Genomic DNA, 20,589 nt, shown 5'->3' on the forward strand with positions numbered 1-20,589 from the left:
GCACCGTATTTTGAACTTCATTGGTATTCCATCAGAAATACCGTCCACAGTCGTTTACTCTGTTTCGGGGCTTATATTAAGTCGACGAAAAATTGACACAATGCCAAAATACGGAATCAATCAAACTCAGGAAATCGTGTTGCTTTCCCGCCTGCAGATCGATCATTTACCTAAAAATTAGCCAAAAAACACGCAACCGGCAGTGTTAATGTCTATTATTTATAGTTTTTATAGAGCTTTTAACTATCAACTATTTTTTAATTTAGAACAGATAACTGGCAAAATATATTTATAAAATATTTTTAAAAATTGAAAGGGATACCAAAAGTGAGTGCTGACAATAAGATAGTGAAAGAAAGGAAGGAGAATGAATGATTACATAAAAAATATTAAAATATTGTTATGTAAATGATAATAAAGCGATCTATGGCACAACCTCTTTTTATAAATGAATTATGTTATGCTGTTGCTTCCCCCACTCGAATGCGAGATATCCTGCTTTAAAGGAGACATCAGTGATTTCTCATATACCAATAAACAAAATTAAATCCGTAATTATTGGTGATGGTTTAGTTTTCAGACCACTTAAAAATACCCTAAAAGACGTGGCATCTGGTGAAATAGCCACATTGAATAACGTGGCTACACAATTACTGCTCTATTTGTTGCAAAATGGTAAAGAGATATCCTCGCGCGATGAAATTCTGCTGAATGTTTTCCAGCATAATGGCGCCAGAGCGACGGATGCGAATCTTAACCAGCACATTTCATTTTTGCGCAAAGCCATTACGTCGACAGGTCATCCTGCAGAACTCATCGTTACCATTCCTCGTATTGGATTTCGGATGGGCGACGTCAATATCAATATTCAGCTACAGGAAGAAGCGCAAACGGCCGCCAGAGTCGCCTATGTTGCATCGACGCCGAGGAGAAAGAAACCAAACCGGTGGCCTGTCGCTATCACAGCGTTAATTACCAGCATCGCCGTGCTGGCAACAGCGTGGTTAACATGGATACCCAATCATATAGCCATGACGGACGCAGCTATCTTACGAACCATCGACTACGAGCAATGCCGTGTACATATATTAGGAAATGCCCTCACCGACACGATAACCGAAAAGAAAGCGCTGGATATTTTCAAGTCCGTGGGGATTAGCCCCAACTGCTCGCACCCTAAAGACCTGTATCTTAATACCTGGGCGAGCAACCATAACCTGGTTGAGTGGTCGTTTGCCGCTGAATGCGGCCTCAACCTCGGCTATTACCATTGCATCAGCCAGTATCGCCATCATGAGGAATGATATGAAGCAGGAAAGCGATCACTCTTTTTTACTCTGGTCAGTCGTAATCGTCATTATTGGGCTGGCAGCTATCGCCTATTTGATTATCACTGGGAATGCTAAAAAACAAGAAATCAGTTTTTCCTGCTCCTCGGAATTCACGTCGATAATCGACATCCAGAATACCAAAAAGGAACTCCACGGAATCATGTTGATTACCAGCTACAACTCCGGGCACCTTTCATTATCAGTGCAAGGAAAGCTCAAAAGCGATGACGGCGAGTTTGCTGTAAACCGAAAATTGTTCTTTCGGTATGCTCGTCCGCTTGGACATACTGCCGGCGTTTTCATGCTAACCCCCGAGGGACGCGAAAAATCCCCCGATGATAATGCAACAGATGCTGTCGATTACCTCTTCTTCGACGCTTACGAACATGCCGACAAGCTGTATATGTTAAAGCGGCTGAATGAGGAAACGGTTCTTATTGGCGATAACTTTTCACCCCGCTTCGCCTGCGTAATGAATCACTTCGCAGATTAATCACCTTCTGGATATGCGTCGGGTTAAGGATGACCTGATGTATTGTTCGTCCGGTAGCACGGATGTGGCCGATAAGATATGCCCCGTTGTAGCACGGACCATTTTGTAAGTTAAACCTTAATTTATACCTCAAAGAAAATATCCTGCCGCTTCCGTCTGAGCTGACTAATCCAGGTTTCGAAAGGGATAAGACCGACATTCATTGCCCCAGTGGCCTGTCGATAAGAGTAACTCTTAGACCAATCAGCTATGCACATTCCAGCCTGAACCCAGGGGGAAAGTATGCTTAGTTTTGTTGTTCATGAAATCACCTGCTTTGTGTTGAGGTAAGTATATTACCTTTAATCAGATGCCCAAACTCCCTGCGCCATGTATTCCTCAGTTTTCGCTACCCCCACCCAGGCTGGTGGGGGCGAAAATGAAACAATCAGTAGTCAGAGTTAACCAATACTTTTTCTTCTAACGCGCCGTTGCGAGGCATAGGCTGATTAGAGGAGTTCAGTGCACGCATCACGCGAATAGGTTCTGCGCCAGCTTCACGAGCATCCTTAATGTCGCCATCTGAATCTCCATAATATAACTTGATATTTCGGTCACGGATATATTGTACTTTTGCCCCTTTATCTTCTCCGGCAAAAATAACTTTATTAAGTTTTTCATGCGGGATGGAAAAGTCTCTCCCCAACAGTTCAGTCACCGTCTCTTTTCCGTTAGTGGGTTTTGGTCGACCGGTGACAAACCAAATACGATCTCCACGTTCCAGATGCAGTTTAATCAATTCAGATGCAGATTTTTTGGGGACGGAAAAACTATCCCAACCGTTACTAAGTCGATCCCAAAACTCACTTTTCTTCAGGAATTCATTACTTTTAGGTGACAATTCTCTCTGACCATGGATAAATGCAGGAGTAGAATAATAAATAGTATCATCAATATCAAAACCGACATCCATCGGCGGCTTATTCTTTAACTCTTTAACAATTTGCTCTATAGAAATGAAATGAATAGGATATTGCTCGGTAATCTGCTGCAATGTTGCGCCGATACCGGTATCGGATGACACCGGATTGGCACAAAAAGCTGGCACACTGAAAATAAGAGCGCTAACGAAAGCCGCTGAACGAATCATTTTATATTTATACATGGATATTTATCCTTAAACAGGTTAGCAATTAGAATAGATTAAATGCATAATCAATCTGGAATTCGATAGAATGATTAACTGCACGCTTTGGTCTACCATCGTCGGTTAGAATTGGTCGATTTTTTTTACTTTGGTAATTCCAGGAAGGGCCACCGGACAACTGGAAACTTAAATTCTTTTCCCACGATGGTTTCCACCTTGAGAACAAAATAGTCTCACCACGCTCAATTGTTTGGGAGTGGTATTTCATCCCCCATCCAATAGCGCTTTGTAACCCGATATTCACTTCTGGCGTTAAGTTATATTCCGTCGTCCATGTCACCGATTTTTCATTATTACCGACGTAGTCATTACCCCATGCATCCGCCATAGAATTGAATCTTCCGCGACTATTCTTTGCCATGTGTCGTTCAAAATACCCAAGGTGATCGTCTGAAGAATTGGCCCTGGTCCAGGATGCACCAAACTTATTTTTCCACTTATGCTGTTTCCATTCCAGGTAAAATGCAGCATGCCATGCATCATTATTGAATGGACGATAATCAGCACTCATCGCTTTGAAATCTTTGAGACCATGGTTCATATATAACATGGTAAGTACTCGGCCCTGATTCTTAGCTAAAGACTGAGGCTGCCAACCGACTTCCACGCCATGCCGCTGCATATAGTTATGACTTTCGCCATAAAAATAAAGCACACTATAATCCTTTTGTTTATAGCTGAGCTCTCCTGTAGCCAGGTAACTTATATTTTTCTTACGATCGGCAGTCTGGAAATGAACCTGCTCAGGAGAATCACGATCGCTGTATCGGTCAACCCATGCGCCGCGAAAAGCGAGTCGGCCAAACTCGCTATCCATCTTCCATCCTTGATAGGTACTTGGTATCGCACGACTCGAATTCGTCAACGCTCCCCATTTATTGATAATCTGCCAACCAGAATACAGTCTGAAATAACTATCTTCACCGTCAAGTTTCAATTTAGCATATAACTGGCCAAATTTATGAAATCCCTTCGCTTTCCCATTATCATTGTATAAGACGCTGCGCCCAGCGAAATCATCACTTGCGGCCAACTTAAAAACTTGATAATACGATGTGTCAAAACCAATAATATCGGCAATATAACCCGAACGGAAATCTAATGTTACCCCTTGCCCCCAGGCTGTTTGCACTGACCTTTCACCATAGTCAGAGGAGTTAAGGTTTTTAAATTGGTTTCTCAAGGAAATATCAGCGCTACTGTCTGTGATAAAGTTAGTTACACCATTTGGTGGTCTACTCCTCGATTCTTCAGCTGCATATATCGGTGACATTGATGCAGACATTAATAAAATCGTAGCCAGAGGTTTATTAAAAAAACAGCAATTTAACATATCAATAATCCCTTATATTGCTTCTTTATTATTAAAGCTGAGTAAGGGCCCAACATTTAAAAACGTTGAGGCATAATGATTACATACTATTAGATTATTACTTTGTGAATTTAGAAAAACAGGCCAACAATGGTCGCATTAAGGAAACTTACCAACGTAGCACCATATAATAATTTCAAGCCAAAACGAGCCGCGCTGTTACCCTGTTCATTATTCAGCGCCTTAATAGCACCTACGATGATGCCAATAGATGAGAAGTTAGCAAACGATACCAGGAATACCGAAAGTACAGCCATAGTACGTACTGAGAATTCAGCAGCCATACTTTTCAGGCTCAGCATCGCGACAAATTCATTACTTACAATTTTGGTGGCCATCAGACTCCCTGCATCCACCGTTTCATGCCATGGAACACCAACCAGGTAGGCCATAGGAGCAAACAAATATCCCAGAAGCGCCTGAAATGAGATGCCAAATATTGCGGTAAATATGGCGTTCATCATAGTGATTAACGCAATAAATCCAATCAACATTGCCCCAACAATGAGCGCAACTTTAAAACCATCTAAAATATACTCACTTAACATTTCAAAGAAACTTTGATGGCCCTCGGATACGGTAAGAATATCCTCTTGTGGTTCGACCTGATAAGGATTAAGTAGAGATGCAATTATAAACCCGCCAAACAGGTTCAGCACCAGAGCGGTGACTACATAGCGCGGTTCTAACATCGCCATATAAGCACCAACTATGGCCATTGACACAGTCGACATCGCAGATGTGCACAGCGTATAAAGACGATGTTGAGGTAGAAGTCCCAGTTGTTGCTTAACTGAAATAAATACTTCTGATTGACCTAATACTGCAGAAGCAACCGCATTATACGACTCAAGCCGCCCCATACCATTAATCTTACTGAGTCCCAATCCGATGTAACGGATAAGGAAGCCTAGTATCTTCAGATGTTGAAGAATACCGATAAGAGCGGACACAAAAACTATAGGCAAGAGGACGCTAATAAAGAAAGAGAGCTCACCATGGTTTTGCAAACCACCAAAGACAAAGTTAACCCCTTCACTCGCATAGGCCATTAAATGGGCAAACGCGCCAGCAATAACGGCTATCACCTGGTTACCCACGCTTGTTTTCAACAACAAACCGGCAAACGTAAATTGACAGAATAACATCACGACCAATGGTCGATAGCGGATAGCCCCCCGGTTGTTACTGGCAAGGATTGCAAGAATGAAAATTACTAAAAAACTCATGATACCAATAAGATACTTCATCTTTTCCCCTAACAATTTTCATCCTTAGCTGACAAACAAAAGAATGAGTCAATAAGATTTATCTGAATCATCAGCATAATCAATGTTAGAACTATAACAATGATGAACATCTTTAAAGTGACAAATGTCACAAGAACACAAAATTACCGGTCTTAAAAGTCACTATCATCACATTTCATGTTTGAATGATAACATCACAAAAGGTGAGGGGTCTTTCAATGTAAGCGCATCTGTTTTATTTTCATGGCTTTTTGAAGTTTTCAACGTTTCTGCCGACGGCAATGCTATTCCGGCATCTGATTAGGTAGGATTTCATGAGGCGGTTTCCTGCTGTTTTCCAGCAGGGCCAGGCAGGCCTGGTAGCAGTGATGGGAAAATCTGTATCTATGCAGACAGTCAAAGGACAGAAGAGGCAGAGGTCCAAAAATGGTACCGCTGCCCGAGTATGAAGACGTTTAGTACTGATTAGGGATTTTCTTGGCTATTTGTATCGACGGTTAGCTACCCAAACTATGAGCAAGGAGAGCACTGCGGATGCACCCAACTTGATTAGCAGAATAACAGATTCAAAGTTATCCACCGCTGCCTCACCGTCACCACTAATCTCCACGTTTTTCTCTACATAATGATAGATGAAACCGTCAGGAAGGATACACACGAATAGGATTGTCAGCACGATAAAGGCAAAAACACATAAGCTCTTTCTCATCGTGATACCACGCATTTGCTATAATCTGGAATACCTTGAACGTCGATTCGCCCGTAAGCCATAAGGCCACGTCCACCGGGAACCCGGACTTTCTTACGATTCAACAGTGAGTGCCGGAGAATCTGAAACTCAGCAGATTTATAGAGAGTGATGCAGCCCCATGAAACTCCGCTGCCGTCAGTATTCAGAGGATGGAGACGGAAGCTACCACGCATCATGCCATTAACGAAGATATGATCACTCATGGTGTCGTTACTGAACAAGCCGAACCATTCCGAATGATGATTTTTGTAAAGGTGTGCCATATCGATCACTTCCGCCCGGACTTGGTTAACTATGCTCCCAACAGGTCGATCAACTATCCAATATGTGCCCGGGGGAATTGCCGCTTTCTCTCGGTCTGAACAATTAGGATTATTGATATAGCGGTCAATGCCAGACAACACATCAAACGAGCCGACACCATAGCAATGTAGTTTTACCGTTCTTCCATCCGGGGATAGGTCGTTATAGTTCATTCTGCAAATTTGCATCTATTCGAGGCTCCATCCAGTAACTTTACCTGATAGTAGTTGTTACCTAATCTCAAAACAATAGCAGCCATAAAGCCCGCTGGTGGTAAGACAACGTGCGGAGCCGCCAGGCGACAACATCAGGGTATGTTAGACAGTGAAGTTTATCAGGATGACCATGTACCCGAAGGAGAGAGGCCGAACCGCTGGCAGAGCCTACATTTCGTGTGCAGGTACGAACACCACCATAAACTTGTTTATTCCCTGCAACGTCATCTCGACGTATGGCATGTAGGAGCATCGGCAAAAATGCGCTTCACTGAAAACCTGGGGAATTATGCCGGGTAGACGGCTTTATGTTCATGTTGGACTGTCGCAGTATGAACGATGGAACGACTGCCAGTGTGAAGATATGCTCCCCTGTACCACAGACCAATCACGCGACAGGTGCGGGCGTAGTACAATGGGTTGTTTAAGTTGTACCTGTCAAGCAGGGCAACGCAACTGACTGAATAATTTAACTTATTGATTATTCAGGAGATATGGAGCGGGCGAAGGGAATCGAACCCTCGTATAGAGCTTGGGAAGCTCTCGTTCTACCATTGAACTACGCCCGCGAAGAGGTGCGAAAAGCATTATAGACCTTACGCACCCTGTGGCAAGCCCGGATTGGGCTAACTGCTGATAAAATAACCTTTTAGCACTTAGGCTTACTGCCTTGCGGCGGCAGATAACGCAGCGGGTCGATGGCCGTGGCGCGATAGCGAATCTGGAAATGCAGCCGTACGGAATCAGCGTCCGTACTACCCATGGTTGCAATCTGCTGGCCAATCTTCACGCTCTGGCCGTTATTAACCATCATCTTATCGTTATGCGCATACGCGGTGATGTAATCCTCGTTATGCTTAATCATGATCAGGTTGCCGTAACCGCGCAGCTGGTTGCCGACGTAGACCACCTTACCGGCGCCGGCGGCGTAAACCGGCTGGCCGCGGGTACCGGCAATATCGATACCTTTATTGCCGCCATCGCGGGTGGAGTACGGCATCACCACTTTACCGCTGGTCGGCCAGCGCCAGCAGCGCTGCCCCACAGGCGGCCATGAGGACTGCGGCACCGCCGATGATGGCGTCACGGCGGCTGTGCGGGTGCTGGAGGATTTTTTCCCGGCGGTGCTGCTTTTTGCTTTCGAACCGCCGTTAAGTTTCAGCTTCTGCCCGACTTCAATAGTATATGGCGGAGAGATGTTATTCAGGCGCGCCAGATCGCGTACGCTGGTGCCGGTGCTACGGGAGATCGCATACAGCGTATCGCCGCGTTTCACGGTATAGGTGGACCCAGAATCGGAAGTACTGGAACAGCCGGCTAAAGTCAGGCTAGCAAGCAGCATTATCGCGATATAAAAGCGTGTTTTCATCAGGCGTCCTGCACTCAACGGTTTCTCATCTCGGCATCATGGGCGAATATCATACCAGCCCGATGGACGATCCCCAATGTTCTACGCTTATTCTACGACCTCTACTCCCTTCGGCGCGTTAAATGGATAGCCTCCGGCGATAATATCCATCAACGCGGGGAGATATGACATCGACGGTAATTTCACCAGCGCCGGATAAAATATCTGTGGCGAGGGGAAGACATCAACCACATAGCAATGAGGCAGTTTTTCAGCATTCACTTCCGAGGATGGCAACAACGTCGCCGCTTCCAGTCCGCCCTCCAGCCAGTCGAGAATTACTCCTGGTTGGGTAATATGCATAATCACTTTCGCGCTGACGCCGGATTTACGAAACAGATCCATCAGCATCTCATAGGTGCCGGAATCTTTCGCCCGGTGAAGCAGCACCAGCGGCATCGTCGCCAGCGCGTTATAATCGAAGGGGTTAGACGGCGGCTGCGGCAGACATTTTTTATTAATGACGGCTACCAATTTTATCGGGTCAAAGGAGACATAATCGAAACCCTCACTACGGTAGGGTCGCTGTATTAAGGCCAGGTCGATAGCGCCTTCATTTAATAACGTTTCCAGATGACTTGAATCGGTCACAGAGATATTTATTGCCGTTTCTGGATTTCGCCGATAGAGCTCCATTAATAAAGGCTGAAAATAGTTTTGATAAAGATGAGTTAAGCCAACGCGCACTTCCGCACGGGTCTTTTGCGCAATATCGGCCGTTTCCCTGGCGGTATCTTCCACCTGGCGTAATATTTCACAACCCTTACGATAAAGAAAATAGCCTGCTTCCGTTGGTTCAATACGGTTGCCGCGGCGTTCAAAAAGCGACACCTGCAGCTCTTCTTCAAGCTCCTGTATCCGCTTACTGAGCGGCGGCTGCGCCATGTTGAGCGATTTCGCCGCCTGGCTAACCGAGCCATGTTCGACCACCCGGCAAAAATAGCGTAAGCGCTTCAGATCCATTATCTAACCCCTCTTTATCTGGAGGTCAGTATTGCACTAATGGAATCAAATAAAAAGCCGCGCCAATTTATCCATTTTAATTAATCATTTCTTAACAGCTTTTTAAATTAAACCTTTTTGATCTACTGACCATCCGGTAAACGGTATTTGTTTAATTATTCGAACAAAAATATTGTGCGGTTAGCAAAATTGCTTTCCCAAAGGAACACTCATGGCACACTCAGATAAAAAAGCGCCGTCATCGGTGCATGATTTACGCTCTGCGCTGGCGCTATTAAAAACGCTACCGGGCGAATATGTTGAAACCGATACCGAAGTCGATCCCCACGCCGAGCTCTCCGGCGTTTATCGCTACGTGGGCGCCGGCGGTACCTGCCAGCGTCCGACGCGTAAGAACGGCCCGGTGATGGTATTTAACAATATTAAGGGCTTCAATGACATTAGCGTAGCCATCGGTTTGAACGGTTCACGCCAGCGCGTCAGCCAGTTCCTGCAGTGCGAACCGGCGAAACTGGGTCACCTGTTGAAAGACTCCGTTGAAAATGCCATTGCCCCGACCATGGTGCAGGGCGCGGCGGTATGCCAGGAAGTGGTGCACCTCGCCAGCGATGATGATTTCGATCTGCGCAAACTGCTGCCTGCGCCAACCAACACCGAAGAAGACGCTGGCCCGTATATCACCATGGGCCTGTGCTATGCCTCCGACCCGCAAACCGGTGAATCCGATATCACCATTCATCGTCTGTGCGTACAGAGCCGCGATGAACTCTCAATGTGGCTGACGCCGGGCCGCCATATCGATGCCTTCCGCATGAAGGCGGAAGCGGCGGGACAGCCGCTGCCGATCTCGATTAGTATCGGCGTGGACCCGGCTATCGAAATCGCCGCCTGCTTTGAACCGCCGACCACCCCGCTGGGCTTTGATGAGCTAAGTATCGCCGGCGCGCTGCGCGGCCATCCGGTGGAGATGGTGCAGTGTAAAACCATTAATGAAAAAGCCATCGCCCACGCTGAAATCGTTATCGAAGGCGAACTGCTGCCGAACGTACGCGTGCGTGAAGATCAAAACACCAATACCGGCCGCGCCATGCCGGAGTTCCCTGGCTATACCGGCGAAGCCAAAGAGGCGATTCCGGTCATTAAAGTTAAAGCGGTTACCCATCGTATCAACCCCATCTGGCGCACCACCGTCGGGCCAGGCGAAGAACATGTCAACATGGCCGGGATTCCGACCGAAGCCAGTATTCTCGATATGGTAGAACGCGCCATGCCGGGCAAATTGCTCAACGTCTTCGCCCACTCGGCGGGCGGCGGCAAGCTGCTCGCGGTGCTGCAATTCAAAAAGTCGTCCCCAGCCGATGAAGGCCGCCAGCGCCAGGCTGCGCTACTGGCGTTCTCCGCCTTCCCGGAACTCAAACACGTTATTCTGGTAGATGAAGATGTTGATATTTTCGATAGCGACGACGTGCTATGGGCGATGCAAACCCGTTACCAAGGCGATGTCGATACCGTGGTGATCCCTGGCGTACGTTGCCATCCGCTCGACCCGTCGCAGGTGCCGGAATACAGCCCCAGCATTCTGCAGCAGGGAATGTCGTGTAAAACCATTTTCGACTGCACCGTACCGTTCCATCTGAAGCACAACTTTGAGCGCTCTAAGTTCAAAGCGGTTGATGTAAAACGTTTCCTGCCGGATTTCGAATAAGGGCAAATACCATGACACCACGCATCATCATTGGCATTAGCGGCGCTTCCGGATTCCAGTACGGCGTCAAAGCGCTGGAGCTTCTGCAGCCGCAGGCGGTAGAAGTGCACCTTGTGGTCTCCAAAGGCGCGGAAAAGACCTGCGAGCTGGAAACGGACTACCGCTTAGACGAAGTGATGGCGCTGGCTGACGTGGTACACCCTATCAACCATCTGGGCGCATCTATCTCCAGCGGATCGTTTAAAACGCTGGGGATGTTAGTCGCCCCCTGCTCAATGCGGTCATTGGGCGCTATCGCCCACTGTCTCACCGATAATCTGCTCACCCGCGCGGCGGACGTGGTGCTGAAGGAACGCCGTCGGCTGGTGCTGTTAGCGCGCGAGACCCCGCTCAACCTCGGCCATATACGCAATATGGCGGCGGTTACCGAGATGGGCGGCATCATCTTTCCACCGGTTCCGGCGCTCTATCAACGCCCGCAAAGCGCAGATGACATTATTACCCATAGCGTGAACCGCGCGCTCGACCTCTTTGACCTTGAGGTCAATAACATCCCACGCTGGGGTGAAGGCGCGCTGCATTACGCGTAACAGGAACTCGCAATGTTAATTGGTCCATATGTAAATGGTTCCGCCGTGATCATCGGCGGATTGATCGGCGCCATGGCCGGAGGCAAACTTCCGGAACGCGTCAAAACCGCGCTACCGATGACCTTTGGTCTCTGTTCCGTCGGCCTGGGCATCACCCTGGTACTGAAGGTGAAATATATGCCGGCGGTAGTGCTGGCAATGGTACTCGGCGCTTTCCTCGGCGAACTGCTGCATCTGGAAAAACGCATCGGTAGCGCGGCGGGTTCAACGCGCGGCTTGATTAATAAAGTTCTGCCGCCTGTTCAGGGGTTAGGACATGAGGAGTTCACCGAAAAATTCGTCGCTATCCTGGTGCTGTTTTGCGCCAGCGGTACCGGTATTTTCGGCGCTATGACCGAAGGTATGAGCGGCGATCCGTCGATCCTGTACATTAAAACGATCCTCGACCTGTTCACCGCCGGGATATTCGCAACTCTGCTGGGTTACGCGGTGATGACCATCGCTATCCCGCAGATCGTCATTCAGGTGGCGCTGGCGATGCTGGCGGTGTTTATTCTGCCGATGATCACCCCGTCAATGATGGCGGATTTCTCCTGCGCCGGTGGATTGCTGATGGTAGCGACCGGGTTGCGTATCTGTAACATCAAGCTTTTCCCGGTCGCCAACATGCTACCAGGGCTTGTTTTGGTAATGCCTTTCTCCCATTTATGGGCTACCCTAGTGGCCTGAGTACATGACCCGGCGGGTTTGTGCCGGGTCATTTATTTTTTTCAGGAGTCGTCATGGCCGGGGAACACGTCATTTTGCTGGATGAGCAAGATAAACCCACAGGTATGCTGGAGAAGTATGCCGCCCACACGCTCGATACCCCTTTGCATCTCGCGTTTTCCTGCTGGTTGTTCAATGAGCAAGGCCAGTTCCTGGTCACGCGCCGCTCGCTTAGCAAAAAAGCCTGGCCCGGCGTGTGGACTAACTCAGTGTGCGGACATCCGCAACAGGGCGAGACCTTCGAGCAGGCCGTCACCCGGCGCTGCCACTTCGAACTGGGCGTCGAGATCGCTGATATTGCCCCCGTCCACCCGGCCTTCCGCTACCGCGCCGTCGCACCGAATGGCATCGTCGAAAACGAAGTCTGCCCGGTTTTTGCCGCACGCGTGGTCAGCGAGCTGCAACCGAATGATGATGAAGTCATGGATTATCAGTGGGTTGAGCTGCCGGAAATGTTAAGCGCGCTGGCCACTACCCCGTGGGCCTTTAGCCCGTGGATGGTGCTGGAAGCCAAAAACAAAAACGCGCGTCAGGCGTTGATAGACTTTGTCGCGCGTTTACGCGCGTAACTGCGACTGACAAGCATTAACGACCCGGGCTACGCCAGCGACGAACCTTGACATCAAATATAAAAAAACCCGGCAAGCCGGGTTTTTTGCTTTTCGCGAAAAGCGATTATTTCTGCGGACGCATCGCCGGGAACAGAATAACGTCGCGGATGGTGTGGCTGTTAGTGAACAGCATCACCATACGGTCGATACCGATGCCCAGACCGGCGGTCGGCGGCAGGCCGTGTTCCAGCGCGGTGACGTAGTCTTCGTCGTAGAACATCGCTTCGTCGTCGCCGGCGGCTTTCGCATCAACCTGATCCTGGAAGCGCTGCGCCTGGTCTTCGGCATCGTTCAGCTCGCTAAAGCCGTTACCGATTTCGCGGCCGCCGATGAAGAATTCAAAGCGGTCGGTGATTTCCGGGTTCACGTCGTTACGACGGGCCAGCGGAGAGACTTCTGCCGGGTATTCGGTGATGAAGGTCGGCTGGATCAGATGCGCTTCCGCCACTTCTTCGAAGATCTCGGTCACGATACGGCCCAGACCCCAGCTCTTTTCAACTTTGATGCCGATAGACTCAGCGATCGCTTTCGCGGAATCGAAGTTATCCAGATCCGCCATCTCGGTTTCCGGACGGTATTTCTTGATAGCTTCACGCATAGTCAGTTTTTCAAACGGCTTGCCGAAATCGAAAGTCTGATCGCCATAAGGCACCGCGGTATTACCGAGGATGTCCTGCGCCAGGGTGCGGAACAGGGATTCGGTCAGCTCAATCAGATCTTTATAATCCGCATAGGCCATATAGAGTTCCATCATGGTGAACTCTGGGTTGTGGCGAACGGAGATCCCTTCGTTACGGAAGTTACGGTTGATTTCGAAGACGCGTTCGAAGCCGCCAACCACCAGACGCTTGAGGTACAGTTCCGGCGCGATACGCAGGTACATGTCCAGATCCAGCGCGTTATGATGGGTGATGAACGGACGCGCGGAAGCGCCGCCTGGGATCACCTGCATCATCGGGGTTTCCACTTCCATAAAGCCGCGGCCAACCATGAACTGACGGATGCCAGCCAGGATCTGCGAACGTACTTTGAAAGTGTTACGGGATTCGTCGTTGGAGATCAGATCGAGGTAACGCTGACGGTAGCGCGCTTCCTGATCCTGCAGGCCGTGGAATTTGTCCGGCAGCGGGCGCAGGGCTTTGGTCAGCAGACGCAGCTCGGTGCAGTGGATGGACAGCTCGCCGGTTTTGGTTTTGAACAGCTTACCGCGGGCGGCGATGATGTCGCCGAGATCCCATTTTTTGAACTGATCGTTGTAGACGCCTTCCGCCAGGTCATCGCGCGCGACGTACAGCTGAATGCGGCCGCCGACGTCCTGCAGGGTAACGAAAGACGCTTTACCCATGATACGACGGGTCATCATGCGCCCAGCAACGGCCACTTCGACATTCAGCGCTTCCAGCTCTTCGTTTTCTTTGGCATCGAAGTCAGCGTGCAGTTGGTCAGAGGTATGGTCACGACGGAAATCGTTCGGGAATGCGACGCCCTGCTCACGCAGCGCAGCCAGCTTCTCACGACGGGTTTTCAGTTCATTATTAAGGTCAATTGCCGCGTCAGCGCCCTGTGCTTGTTGTTCAGACATGTTGGTTCCTCATAACCCTGCTTTCAAACTTGCTTCGATAAATTGGTCCAGGCTGCCGTCGAGCACCGCCTGAGTGTTGCGGGTTTCCACCCCGGTGCGCAGATCTTTAATACGCGAGTCGTCCAGCACGTAAGAGCGGATCTGGCTGCCCCAGCCGATGTCGGATTTGTTATCTTCCATCACCTGCTTCTCGGCATTTTTCTTCTGCATTTCCAGCTCATAAAGCTTCGCTTTCATCTGCTTCATGGCCTGGTCTTTGTTCTTGTGCTGCGAACGGTCGTTCTGGCACTGCGTCACCAATCCGGTCGGGATATGGGTAATACGCACCGCGGATTCCGTACGGTTAACGTGCTGACCACCGGCGCCGGACGCGCGGTATACGTCAATGCGCAGGTCGGCTGGGTTAATTTCGATATCGATATCGTCATCAACTTCCGGATATACGAACGCCGAGCTAAAGGAGGTATGACGGCGGCCGCCGGAATCGAACGGGCTCTTACGCACCAGGCGGTGAACGCCAGTTTCAGTACGCAGCCAGCCGTAGGCGTAATCGCCAATGATTTTGATGGTCACGGATTTAATGCCCGCGACTTCACCTTCCGATTCTTCGATAATTTCGGTCTTAAAGCCGCGCGCTTCCGCCCAACGCAGGTACATGCGCATCAGCATGCTGGCCCAGTCCTGGGCTTCGGTGCCGCCGGAACCGGCCTGAATATCGAGATAGCAGTCGGCGCTGTCATATTCGCCGGAGAACATGCGGCGGAACTCAAGCTGCGCCAGCTTCTCTTCCAGCCCGTCCAGCTCGGCAACCGCTTCGTTGAAGGTCTCTTCGTCTTCGGCTTCTACCGCCAGCTCCAGCAGTCCGGCGACATCTTCCAGACCCTGGGTCATCTGATCCAGCGTTTCGACGATAGCTTCCAGGGAAGAACGTTCTTTGCCCAGCGCCTGTGCGCGCTCAGGTTCGTTCCAGACGTCCGGCTGTTCCAGCTCGGCGTTTACTTCTTCGAGACGCTCTTTCTTCGCATCGTAGTCAAAGATACCCCCTAAGAACGTCGGAGCGCTCCGTGAGGTCCTGAATGCGGTTTTTTACCGGATTTATTTCAAACATGGTCGGTTTCTTTTAATGGATTTGTCAAAATGCGGTGATAAGAGCGGAATTCTACCGGATTCGCGCCCTTATTAATACACTGTTGTCAATTTGGCCAGAGGTGATCGATGATCAGCTGCAGGCTACGGTTGCCGCGGAACTCGTTGATGTCGAGCTTGTAGGCTAACTGTACTTCACGCACGCCGTTATCCGGCCAAATGGAAGTATCGATGTTGAAGGCAATACCGTCCAGCAGCGGCCCGCCGTCAACCGGCTCGACCATCACTTTCAGATGACGCTCGCCCACCAGCCGCTGCTGCAGCAGGCGGAAACGGCCATCAAACAGCGGTTCCGGGAACATCTGCCCCCATGGCCCGGCATCGCGCAGCATCTGCGCCACTTCCATGCTCATCTCCGCCGCCGCCAGCGGGCCGTCGGAAACCACCTCACCCTGCAATAATGCGGGATCCAGCCACTCGGTCACCAGCTCGCCGAAGCGCTGTTGAAACTCTTCAAAACGCGCCTCTTCCAGCGATAAGCCCGCCGCCATCGCGTGGCCGCCGAATTTGAGGATTAGCCCAGGATAAAGCGTATCAAGGCGCTCCAGCGCATCGCGCATGTGCAGCCCCTGAATGGAGCGGCCAGAACCTTTGAGCGTGCCGTCGCCGGTAGGCGCAAAAGCGATAACCGGGCGATGGAAGCGCTCTTTAATCCGTGATGCCAGGATGCCGACTACCCCCTGATGCCATTGCGGATGGTACATCGCCAGCCCGCCGGGCAGGGTGTCGCTACTGCGTTCCAGCTGCTGACACAGAGTCAGCGCTTCGGCCTGCATCCCCTGTTCAATCTCTTTACGCGTCTGGTTAAGCGCATCGAGCTCATTGGCCAGCACCCGCGCTTCGCCGATGTTATCGCACAGCAGCAGTGCAACGCCGACGGACATATCATCCAGCCGCCCCGCAGCATTCAGGCGCGGCCCGAGGGCGAAACCGAGATCGCTGGCGGCAAGCTTTTGCGGATCGCGGTTGGAAATTTCCAGCAGCGCTTTAATGCCTGGCCGACATTTTCCGGCGCGAATGCGGCTTAACCCCTGCCAGGTCAGGATGCGGTTGTTGGCATCTAACGGCACCACGTCCGCAACGGTGCCCAGCGCCACTAAATCCAGCAGCTCGGCAAGGTTTGGCGCGGCGATACCGCGGGCCTCGAACCAGCCGTTATCGCGCAGGAAGGTGCGCAGCGCCAGCATCAGATAAAACGCCACCCCGACCCCGGCCAGTGATTTTGACGGGAAGTCGCAATCGCGCAGGTTAGGGTTAACGATGGCCTCCGCCGCCGGCAGCGTATCGCCCGGCAGGTGGTGATCGGTCACCAGCACCGGGATACCGAGCTTATGGGCGTGATCGACGCCGGCATGTGATGAAATGCCGTTATCGACGGTCATGATCATCTGCGCGCCGCGCGCGTGCGCCTGCTCGACCACTTCCGGGCTTAAACCATAGCCGTCTTCAAAACGGTTCGGCACCAGATAGGAAACGTTACCGTAGCCCAGCGCGCGCAAGGCGAGCACGCTGAGCGCGGTACTGGTGGCGCCATCGGCGTCAAAATCGCCGACCACCACAATATGTAACCCTTTCTGGAAAGCGTCATGCAGCATTTCAACGGCTTTTTCAACGCCGGTGAGTTGCGTCCATGGCAACATGCCTTTGACGCCGCGTTCCAGCTCCTGCGCGCTGCGCACGCCGCGGCTGGCATACAACCGCTGCAGTAGCGGCGGCAGGTCGGCGGGGAGGTCGACGCCATCAACCGCCTCGCGGCGGCGTAGTTGTATCTGTTGTTTCACGCGAATCAGTTACCGCTTGTCTGTTTTTGATGCTCGTCGAGGAAAGCTTTAAGCTCTTTCGGCCCCTGATAGCCCGGCAGCACCATGCCGTTGCTGAGAACCATCGCCGGGGTGCCGTTGACGCCCATTTGCACCCCGAGGGTATAATGTTTGGCGATATCTACGCTGCAGCTCGCCGGCTGCACGCCTTTACCATTCATGGCGTCATCCAGCGCTTTATTACGATCTTTCGCACACCAGATCGCTTTCATATCCTGCTCGGCCTGGCTTTGCAGCCCCTGGCGCGGGAAGGCCAGATAACGCACGGTGATCCCCAGCGCGTTATAGTCGCTCATCTGCTCGTGCAGTTTGTGGCAGTAGCCGCAGGTGATGTCGGTAAAGACGGTAATGACATGCTGCTCCTTCGGCGCTTTATAGACAATCATCTCTTTGGTTAAGGCGTTCAGCTTGCCGACCAGCAACTGGTTGGTGACGTTAACCGGCTGCGCGCCGCTAACGTCATACATCGGTCCCTGAATAATGTGTTTGCCATCGTCAGTGACGTACAGCACGCCGCTGTCGGTGAGCACCGTGCTCATCCCGGAAACCGGCGACGGTTGGATATCGGTGCTCTGCACACCCAGTTTCGCCAGCGACTGTTTGATCGCCGCGCTATCGGCATGCGCCGCGCCGGAGAGTGAAGCCGCCAGCAGGGTGAACATCAATAAACCTTTTTTCATACTCAGTCCTTTTATTCAGCACTCACGCCCGCGGGTGATGCTGTTGATGAAGTTGTCGTAACCGTTCGGTCGCCACGTGGGTGTAGATCTGCGTGGTGGAGAGATCGCTGTGTCCTAACAGCATCTGTACCACGCGTAAATCGGCGCCGTGATTGAGCAAATGCGTGGCAAACGCATGACGCAACACGTGCGGGGAGAGCTTCGCGCTGTCGATCCCCGCCAGTACGGCATAGTGTTTAATGCGGTGCCAGAATGTCTGGCGCGTCATCTGCTGCGCGCGCTGGCTGGGGAAAAGCACGTCCGAAGCCACGCCGTTCAGCAGCCACGGGCGGCCGTATTCAAGGTAATTTTCTACCCATGACACCGCCTCTTCGCCCAGCGGCACCAGCCGCTCTTTGTTGCCTTTACCAATGACCCGCAGTACGCCCTGTCGCAGACTGATATCGCTCATCGTCAGGCCAACCAGTTCGGAGACGCGCAGGCCGGTGGCATACAGCACTTCCAGCATCGCCTTATCGCGCAACTCCAGCGGCTGCTCCACCAGCGGCGCCTGCAGCAGACGCTCAACCTGCGCCTCGCTGAGATCTTTCGGCAGCCGCTGCGGCAGCTTCGGCGAAGCCAGCAGCGCGCTGGGATCGTCCGGGCGGACTTTCTCCCGGTACAAATGCTGGAAGAAGCGGCGCACGGCGCTAAGCAGCCGTGCGGTACTGGTCGCTTTGTAGCCGCCGGTTTGCCGCTCGGCCAGCAGCGCCTGTAGATCGTCGCTGCCGACGCTCGCCAGCGACAGCCCGCGATGATGCAGCCACTCTACTAACATCGTCAAATCGCGGCGATAGGCGCTGAGCGTGTTCTCCGCCAGATTACGCTCCAGCCAAAGGGCATCGAGAAACTGTTCAATTTGTGCCAGATCCTGTTTCACATCGGCCTCTTTGTTCGTTATACGCCCTCATTATGCCTTAAGAGGCCGCCTTTCTGGTACACTGGGCGCAATTCACGGCAAGAATTGAGACGTTTACGCGATGAATATAGGTCTTTTTTACGGCTCCAGTACCTGCTATACCGAAATGGCCGCGGAAAAAATCCGCGATATCATCGGCCCCGAGCTGGTGACGCTGCATAATCTGAAAGATGACTCCCCCGCGCTGATGAGCCAGTACGACGTGCTGATTCTCGGCATCCCGACCTGGGATTTCGGCGAAATTCAGGAAGACTGGGAAGCGGTCTGGGAACAGCTCGACGCCTTAGATCTGAATGGCAAAATCGTCGCGCTGTACGGCATGGGCGATCAGCTTGGTTACGGCGAATGGTTCCTTGACGCGCTGGGGATGCTGCACGATAAGCTGGCGACCAAAGGCGTGAAGTTTGTCGGCTACTGGCCAACCGAGGGCTATGAGTTCACCAGCCCGAAACCGGTTATCGCCGATGGCCAACTGTTTGTCGGCCTGGCGCTGGATGAAACCAATCAGTACGACCTGAGCGATGAGCGCATCCAGAACTGGTGCGAGCAGATCCTCGGCGAAATGGCGGAGCACTTCGCCTGATCCTGAGTTAGTCGTGCGCCGGTTTTTGCAGCACCAGCCGGCGCAAATCCCGCCATTCCCCCGCATCCATACTATCCGCCGCCACCCACAAATGCTGGCTACGGCCGGTTTCCGCATGCTTCAGGCGCAGCAGCATCCCGCTGCTGATAACCCATGGCGTCCCGACGATATCCCATTCCGTTTTTTGCCACCGTAAACGGGAATCGATCAACAGCTTAATTTCTCCCTGGCAGGCGTGGATCCGCCGCTGGCTGCGCACGCAGTCAAACACCACCAGCGATAGCAACAGGAGCCAAATCGGGGTGTAGCTTAACGGCCAGGGCATGAGCAGCACTATCGCCGCCACCACCCCGTGCAGCAGCAGCGAGAACCACTGCGAACGCCAGGAAATACGTAAATCAGATTGCCACAGGACCACGTTCCCGATTCCGAGTCTGGATTAAATTAATCATCCGTTGAAGTTGCGCATCTGCCGGCTTGCCGTGATTCATCAGCCAGTTAAACAGATCCGGATCATCGTTCTCCAGCAAACGGATGAACAGGCGCTTGTCGTCATCGCTGAGCGTGTCGTACTCATACTCGAAAAACGGCATGATGGAGATATCGAGTTCGCGCATACCGCGGCGGCATGCCCAGTGGATGCGAGCTTTGTTGTTAATGTCCATGTTGTCCTTCCAGCATCAAGATATAGCTTAGTTTAACCCTTTTTAGGCACTTACTTTACAGTAATATCGCCTTGTGCGAGCAGCATTCCATAAAAGCCCAAAATCCGGTTGGCTATTCACCGCATCCTGAGGGCACAAATGGCTTGCCGAAAGCGCTTGCATTGCACCATAGCTCTTTTACCATTAGTCATTCACTCTGCGTTAAGCTA

Annotated in this window: 20 protein-coding genes, 1 tRNA gene and 1 pseudogene; 7 read left to right on the top strand and 15 right to left on the bottom strand. The window is 51.4% G+C overall.

Features of this window, described 5'->3' with window-relative positions:
- The first annotated feature begins 515 nt into the window (after positions 1-515).
- Complete coding sequence (locus ABLU78_RS15010; RefSeq protein ID WP_015369826.1) at positions 516-1,304, top strand: winged helix-turn-helix domain-containing protein; 789 nt, start codon at positions 516-518, stop codon at positions 1,302-1,304.
- A gap of 1 nt (position 1,305) precedes the next feature.
- Positions 1,306-1,824, top strand: coding sequence for a hypothetical protein (locus ABLU78_RS15015; protein WP_015703385.1), 519 nt, complete (start codon positions 1,306-1,308; stop codon positions 1,822-1,824).
- 33 nt (positions 1,825-1,857) lie between these two features.
- On the opposite strand, the pseudogene ABLU78_RS15020 reads toward ABLU78_RS15015, so the two are convergent.
- From ABLU78_RS15020 to ABLU78_RS15055, 8 genes and pseudogenes are all read right to left on the bottom strand, one after another.
- Positions 1,858-2,127: pseudogene (locus ABLU78_RS15020) on the bottom strand (hypothetical protein); the annotation flags it as partial.
- 124 nt (positions 2,128-2,251) lie between these two features.
- Entirely contained in the window at positions 2,252-2,953 is a 702-nt protein-coding gene (gene aphA / locus ABLU78_RS15025) for an acid phosphatase AphA (protein ID WP_162866820.1), read from the bottom strand.
- Positions 2,954-2,996: 43 nt separating this feature from the next.
- Positions 2,997-4,343 (bottom strand): OprD family outer membrane porin, encoded by a 1,347-nt coding sequence (locus ABLU78_RS15030; protein ID WP_225624808.1) that lies wholly within the window; start codon positions 4,341-4,343, stop codon positions 2,997-2,999.
- A gap of 110 nt (positions 4,344-4,453) precedes the next feature.
- On the bottom strand, positions 4,454-5,632 hold the full coding sequence (locus ABLU78_RS15035) for a nucleoside transporter C-terminal domain-containing protein (protein WP_032706453.1): 1,179 nt from the start codon (positions 5,630-5,632) through the stop codon (positions 4,454-4,456).
- Between the two features lie 705 nt (positions 5,633-6,337).
- Positions 6,338-6,874, bottom strand: a complete 537-nt coding sequence (locus ABLU78_RS15040) for a DUF2778 domain-containing protein (protein ID WP_045359433.1) — start codon at positions 6,872-6,874, stop codon at positions 6,338-6,340.
- Between the two features lie 522 nt (positions 6,875-7,396).
- A tRNA-Gly gene (locus ABLU78_RS15045) sits at positions 7,397-7,470 on the bottom strand.
- 80 nt (positions 7,471-7,550) lie between these two features.
- Positions 7,551-8,270: an amidase activator ActS gene (actS, locus tag ABLU78_RS15050; RefSeq protein WP_015369803.1), complete on the bottom strand. Its 720-nt coding sequence runs from the start codon at positions 8,268-8,270 to the stop codon at positions 7,551-7,553.
- Positions 8,271-8,357: 87 nt separating this feature from the next.
- Entirely contained in the window at positions 8,358-9,272 is a 915-nt protein-coding gene (locus tag ABLU78_RS15055) for a LysR family transcriptional regulator (RefSeq protein WP_015369802.1), read from the bottom strand.
- Between the two features lie 211 nt (positions 9,273-9,483).
- On the opposite strand from ABLU78_RS15055, the gene ABLU78_RS15060 reads away from it, so the two are divergent.
- Genes ABLU78_RS15060 through idi form a run of 4 tightly spaced genes read left to right on the top strand, consistent with a single transcriptional unit; the run spans position 9,484 to position 12,904 of the window.
- The gene (locus ABLU78_RS15060) at positions 9,484-10,977 is read left to right on the top strand and encodes a UbiD family decarboxylase (RefSeq protein ID WP_015369801.1); all 1,494 of its coding nucleotides are present in this window, start codon (positions 9,484-9,486) and stop codon (positions 10,975-10,977) included.
- An 11-nt stretch (positions 10,978-10,988) separates the two neighbouring features.
- On the top strand, positions 10,989-11,567 hold the full coding sequence (locus tag ABLU78_RS15065) for a UbiX family flavin prenyltransferase (RefSeq protein ID WP_032709106.1): 579 nt from the start codon (positions 10,989-10,991) through the stop codon (positions 11,565-11,567).
- 12 nt (positions 11,568-11,579) lie between these two features.
- Positions 11,580-12,296, top strand: coding sequence for a DUF554 domain-containing protein (locus tag ABLU78_RS15070; RefSeq protein WP_004144724.1), 717 nt, complete (start codon positions 11,580-11,582; stop codon positions 12,294-12,296).
- Between the two features lie 53 nt (positions 12,297-12,349).
- Entirely contained in the window at positions 12,350-12,904 is a 555-nt protein-coding gene (idi, locus tag ABLU78_RS15075) for an isopentenyl-diphosphate Delta-isomerase (RefSeq protein ID WP_047077638.1), read from the top strand.
- A 106-nt stretch (positions 12,905-13,010) separates the two neighbouring features.
- Here the strand turns inward: idi and lysS are convergent, their stop codons facing one another.
- From lysS to xerD, 5 genes are all read right to left on the bottom strand, one after another.
- Complete coding sequence (gene lysS, locus ABLU78_RS15080) at positions 13,011-14,528, bottom strand: lysine--tRNA ligase (RefSeq protein WP_015369798.1); 1,518 nt, start codon at positions 14,526-14,528, stop codon at positions 13,011-13,013.
- Between the two features lie 9 nt (positions 14,529-14,537).
- A protein-coding gene (prfB, locus tag ABLU78_RS15085; RefSeq protein WP_096335406.1) for a peptide chain release factor 2 occupies positions 14,538-15,636 on the bottom strand; the annotation gives its coding sequence in 2 pieces (ribosomal slippage) (positions 14,538-15,560 and positions 15,562-15,636; 1,098 coding nt in all).
- An 85-nt stretch (positions 15,637-15,721) separates the two neighbouring features.
- A complete protein-coding gene (recJ, locus tag ABLU78_RS15090) occupies positions 15,722-17,455 on the bottom strand; it encodes a single-stranded-DNA-specific exonuclease RecJ (RefSeq protein ID WP_015369796.1) in 1,734 nt (577 codons plus the stop codon).
- 5 nt (positions 17,456-17,460) lie between these two features.
- Positions 17,461-18,174 carry a bifunctional protein-disulfide isomerase/oxidoreductase DsbC gene (gene dsbC / locus ABLU78_RS15095; RefSeq protein WP_015369795.1) on the bottom strand — a complete coding sequence of 238 codons (714 nt, stop codon included), beginning with the start codon at positions 18,172-18,174 and terminating at the stop codon, positions 17,461-17,463.
- Positions 18,175-18,196: 22 nt separating this feature from the next.
- Positions 18,197-19,093, bottom strand: coding sequence for a site-specific tyrosine recombinase XerD (xerD, locus tag ABLU78_RS15100; RefSeq protein ID WP_015703420.1), 897 nt, complete (start codon positions 19,091-19,093; stop codon positions 18,197-18,199).
- Positions 19,094-19,193: 100 nt separating this feature from the next.
- On the opposite strand from xerD, the gene fldB reads away from it, so the two are divergent.
- Complete coding sequence (fldB, locus tag ABLU78_RS15105) at positions 19,194-19,715, top strand: flavodoxin FldB (RefSeq protein ID WP_015369793.1); 522 nt, start codon at positions 19,194-19,196, stop codon at positions 19,713-19,715.
- Between the two features lie 7 nt (positions 19,716-19,722).
- Here the strand turns inward: fldB and ABLU78_RS15110 are convergent, their stop codons facing one another.
- On the bottom strand, positions 19,723-20,133 hold the full coding sequence (locus tag ABLU78_RS15110; RefSeq protein WP_015369792.1) for a protein YgfX: 411 nt from the start codon (positions 20,131-20,133) through the stop codon (positions 19,723-19,725).
- On the bottom strand, positions 20,114-20,380 hold the full coding sequence (gene sdhE / locus ABLU78_RS15115) for an FAD assembly factor SdhE (RefSeq protein WP_015369791.1): 267 nt from the start codon (positions 20,378-20,380) through the stop codon (positions 20,114-20,116). The genes ABLU78_RS15110 and sdhE overlap by 20 nt, the downstream gene beginning before the upstream one ends.
- Positions 20,381-20,589: the final 209 nt, after the last annotated feature.

This window comes from Klebsiella sp. JN_Kp122 (assembly GCF_040062085.1).
GTDB lineage: Bacteria > Pseudomonadota > Gammaproteobacteria > Enterobacterales > Enterobacteriaceae > Klebsiella > Klebsiella aerogenes.

Excerpts from the sequence above, each read along its gene's own strand:
- ABLU78_RS15015 (WP_015703385.1), top strand. The coding sequence starts at position 1,306 with ATGAAGCAGGAAAGCGATCACTCTTTTTTACTCTGGTCAGTCGTAATC.
- aphA (WP_162866820.1), bottom strand. The coding sequence starts at position 2,953 with ATGATTCGTTCAGCGGCTTTCGTTAGCGCTCTTATTTTCAGTGTGCCA.
- ABLU78_RS15030 (WP_225624808.1), bottom strand. The coding sequence starts at position 4,343 with ATGTTAAATTGCTGTTTTTTTAATAAACCTCTGGCTACGATTTTATTA.
- ABLU78_RS15035 (WP_032706453.1), bottom strand. The coding sequence starts at position 5,632 with ATGAAGTATCTTATTGGTATCATGAGTTTTTTAGTAATTTTCATTCTT.
- ABLU78_RS15040 (WP_045359433.1), bottom strand. The coding sequence starts at position 6,874 with ATGCAAATTTGCAGAATGAACTATAACGACCTATCCCCGGATGGAAGA.
- actS (WP_015369803.1), bottom strand. The coding sequence starts at position 8,270 with ATGAAAACACGCTTTTATATCGCGATAATGCTGCTTGCTAGCCTGACT.
- ABLU78_RS15055 (WP_015369802.1), bottom strand. The coding sequence starts at position 9,272 with ATGGATCTGAAGCGCTTACGCTATTTTTGCCGGGTGGTCGAACATGGC.
- ABLU78_RS15060 (WP_015369801.1), top strand. The coding sequence starts at position 9,484 with ATGGCACACTCAGATAAAAAAGCGCCGTCATCGGTGCATGATTTACGC.
- ABLU78_RS15065 (WP_032709106.1), top strand. The coding sequence starts at position 10,989 with ATGACACCACGCATCATCATTGGCATTAGCGGCGCTTCCGGATTCCAG.
- ABLU78_RS15070 (WP_004144724.1), top strand. The coding sequence starts at position 11,580 with ATGTTAATTGGTCCATATGTAAATGGTTCCGCCGTGATCATCGGCGGA.
- idi (WP_047077638.1), top strand. The coding sequence starts at position 12,350 with ATGGCCGGGGAACACGTCATTTTGCTGGATGAGCAAGATAAACCCACA.
- lysS (WP_015369798.1), bottom strand. The coding sequence starts at position 14,528 with ATGTCTGAACAACAAGCACAGGGCGCTGACGCGGCAATTGACCTTAAT.
- dsbC (WP_015369795.1), bottom strand. The coding sequence starts at position 18,174 with ATGAAAAAAGGTTTATTGATGTTCACCCTGCTGGCGGCTTCACTCTCC.
- fldB (WP_015369793.1), top strand. The coding sequence starts at position 19,194 with ATGAATATAGGTCTTTTTTACGGCTCCAGTACCTGCTATACCGAAATG.
- sdhE (WP_015369791.1), bottom strand. The coding sequence starts at position 20,380 with ATGGACATTAACAACAAAGCTCGCATCCACTGGGCATGCCGCCGCGGT.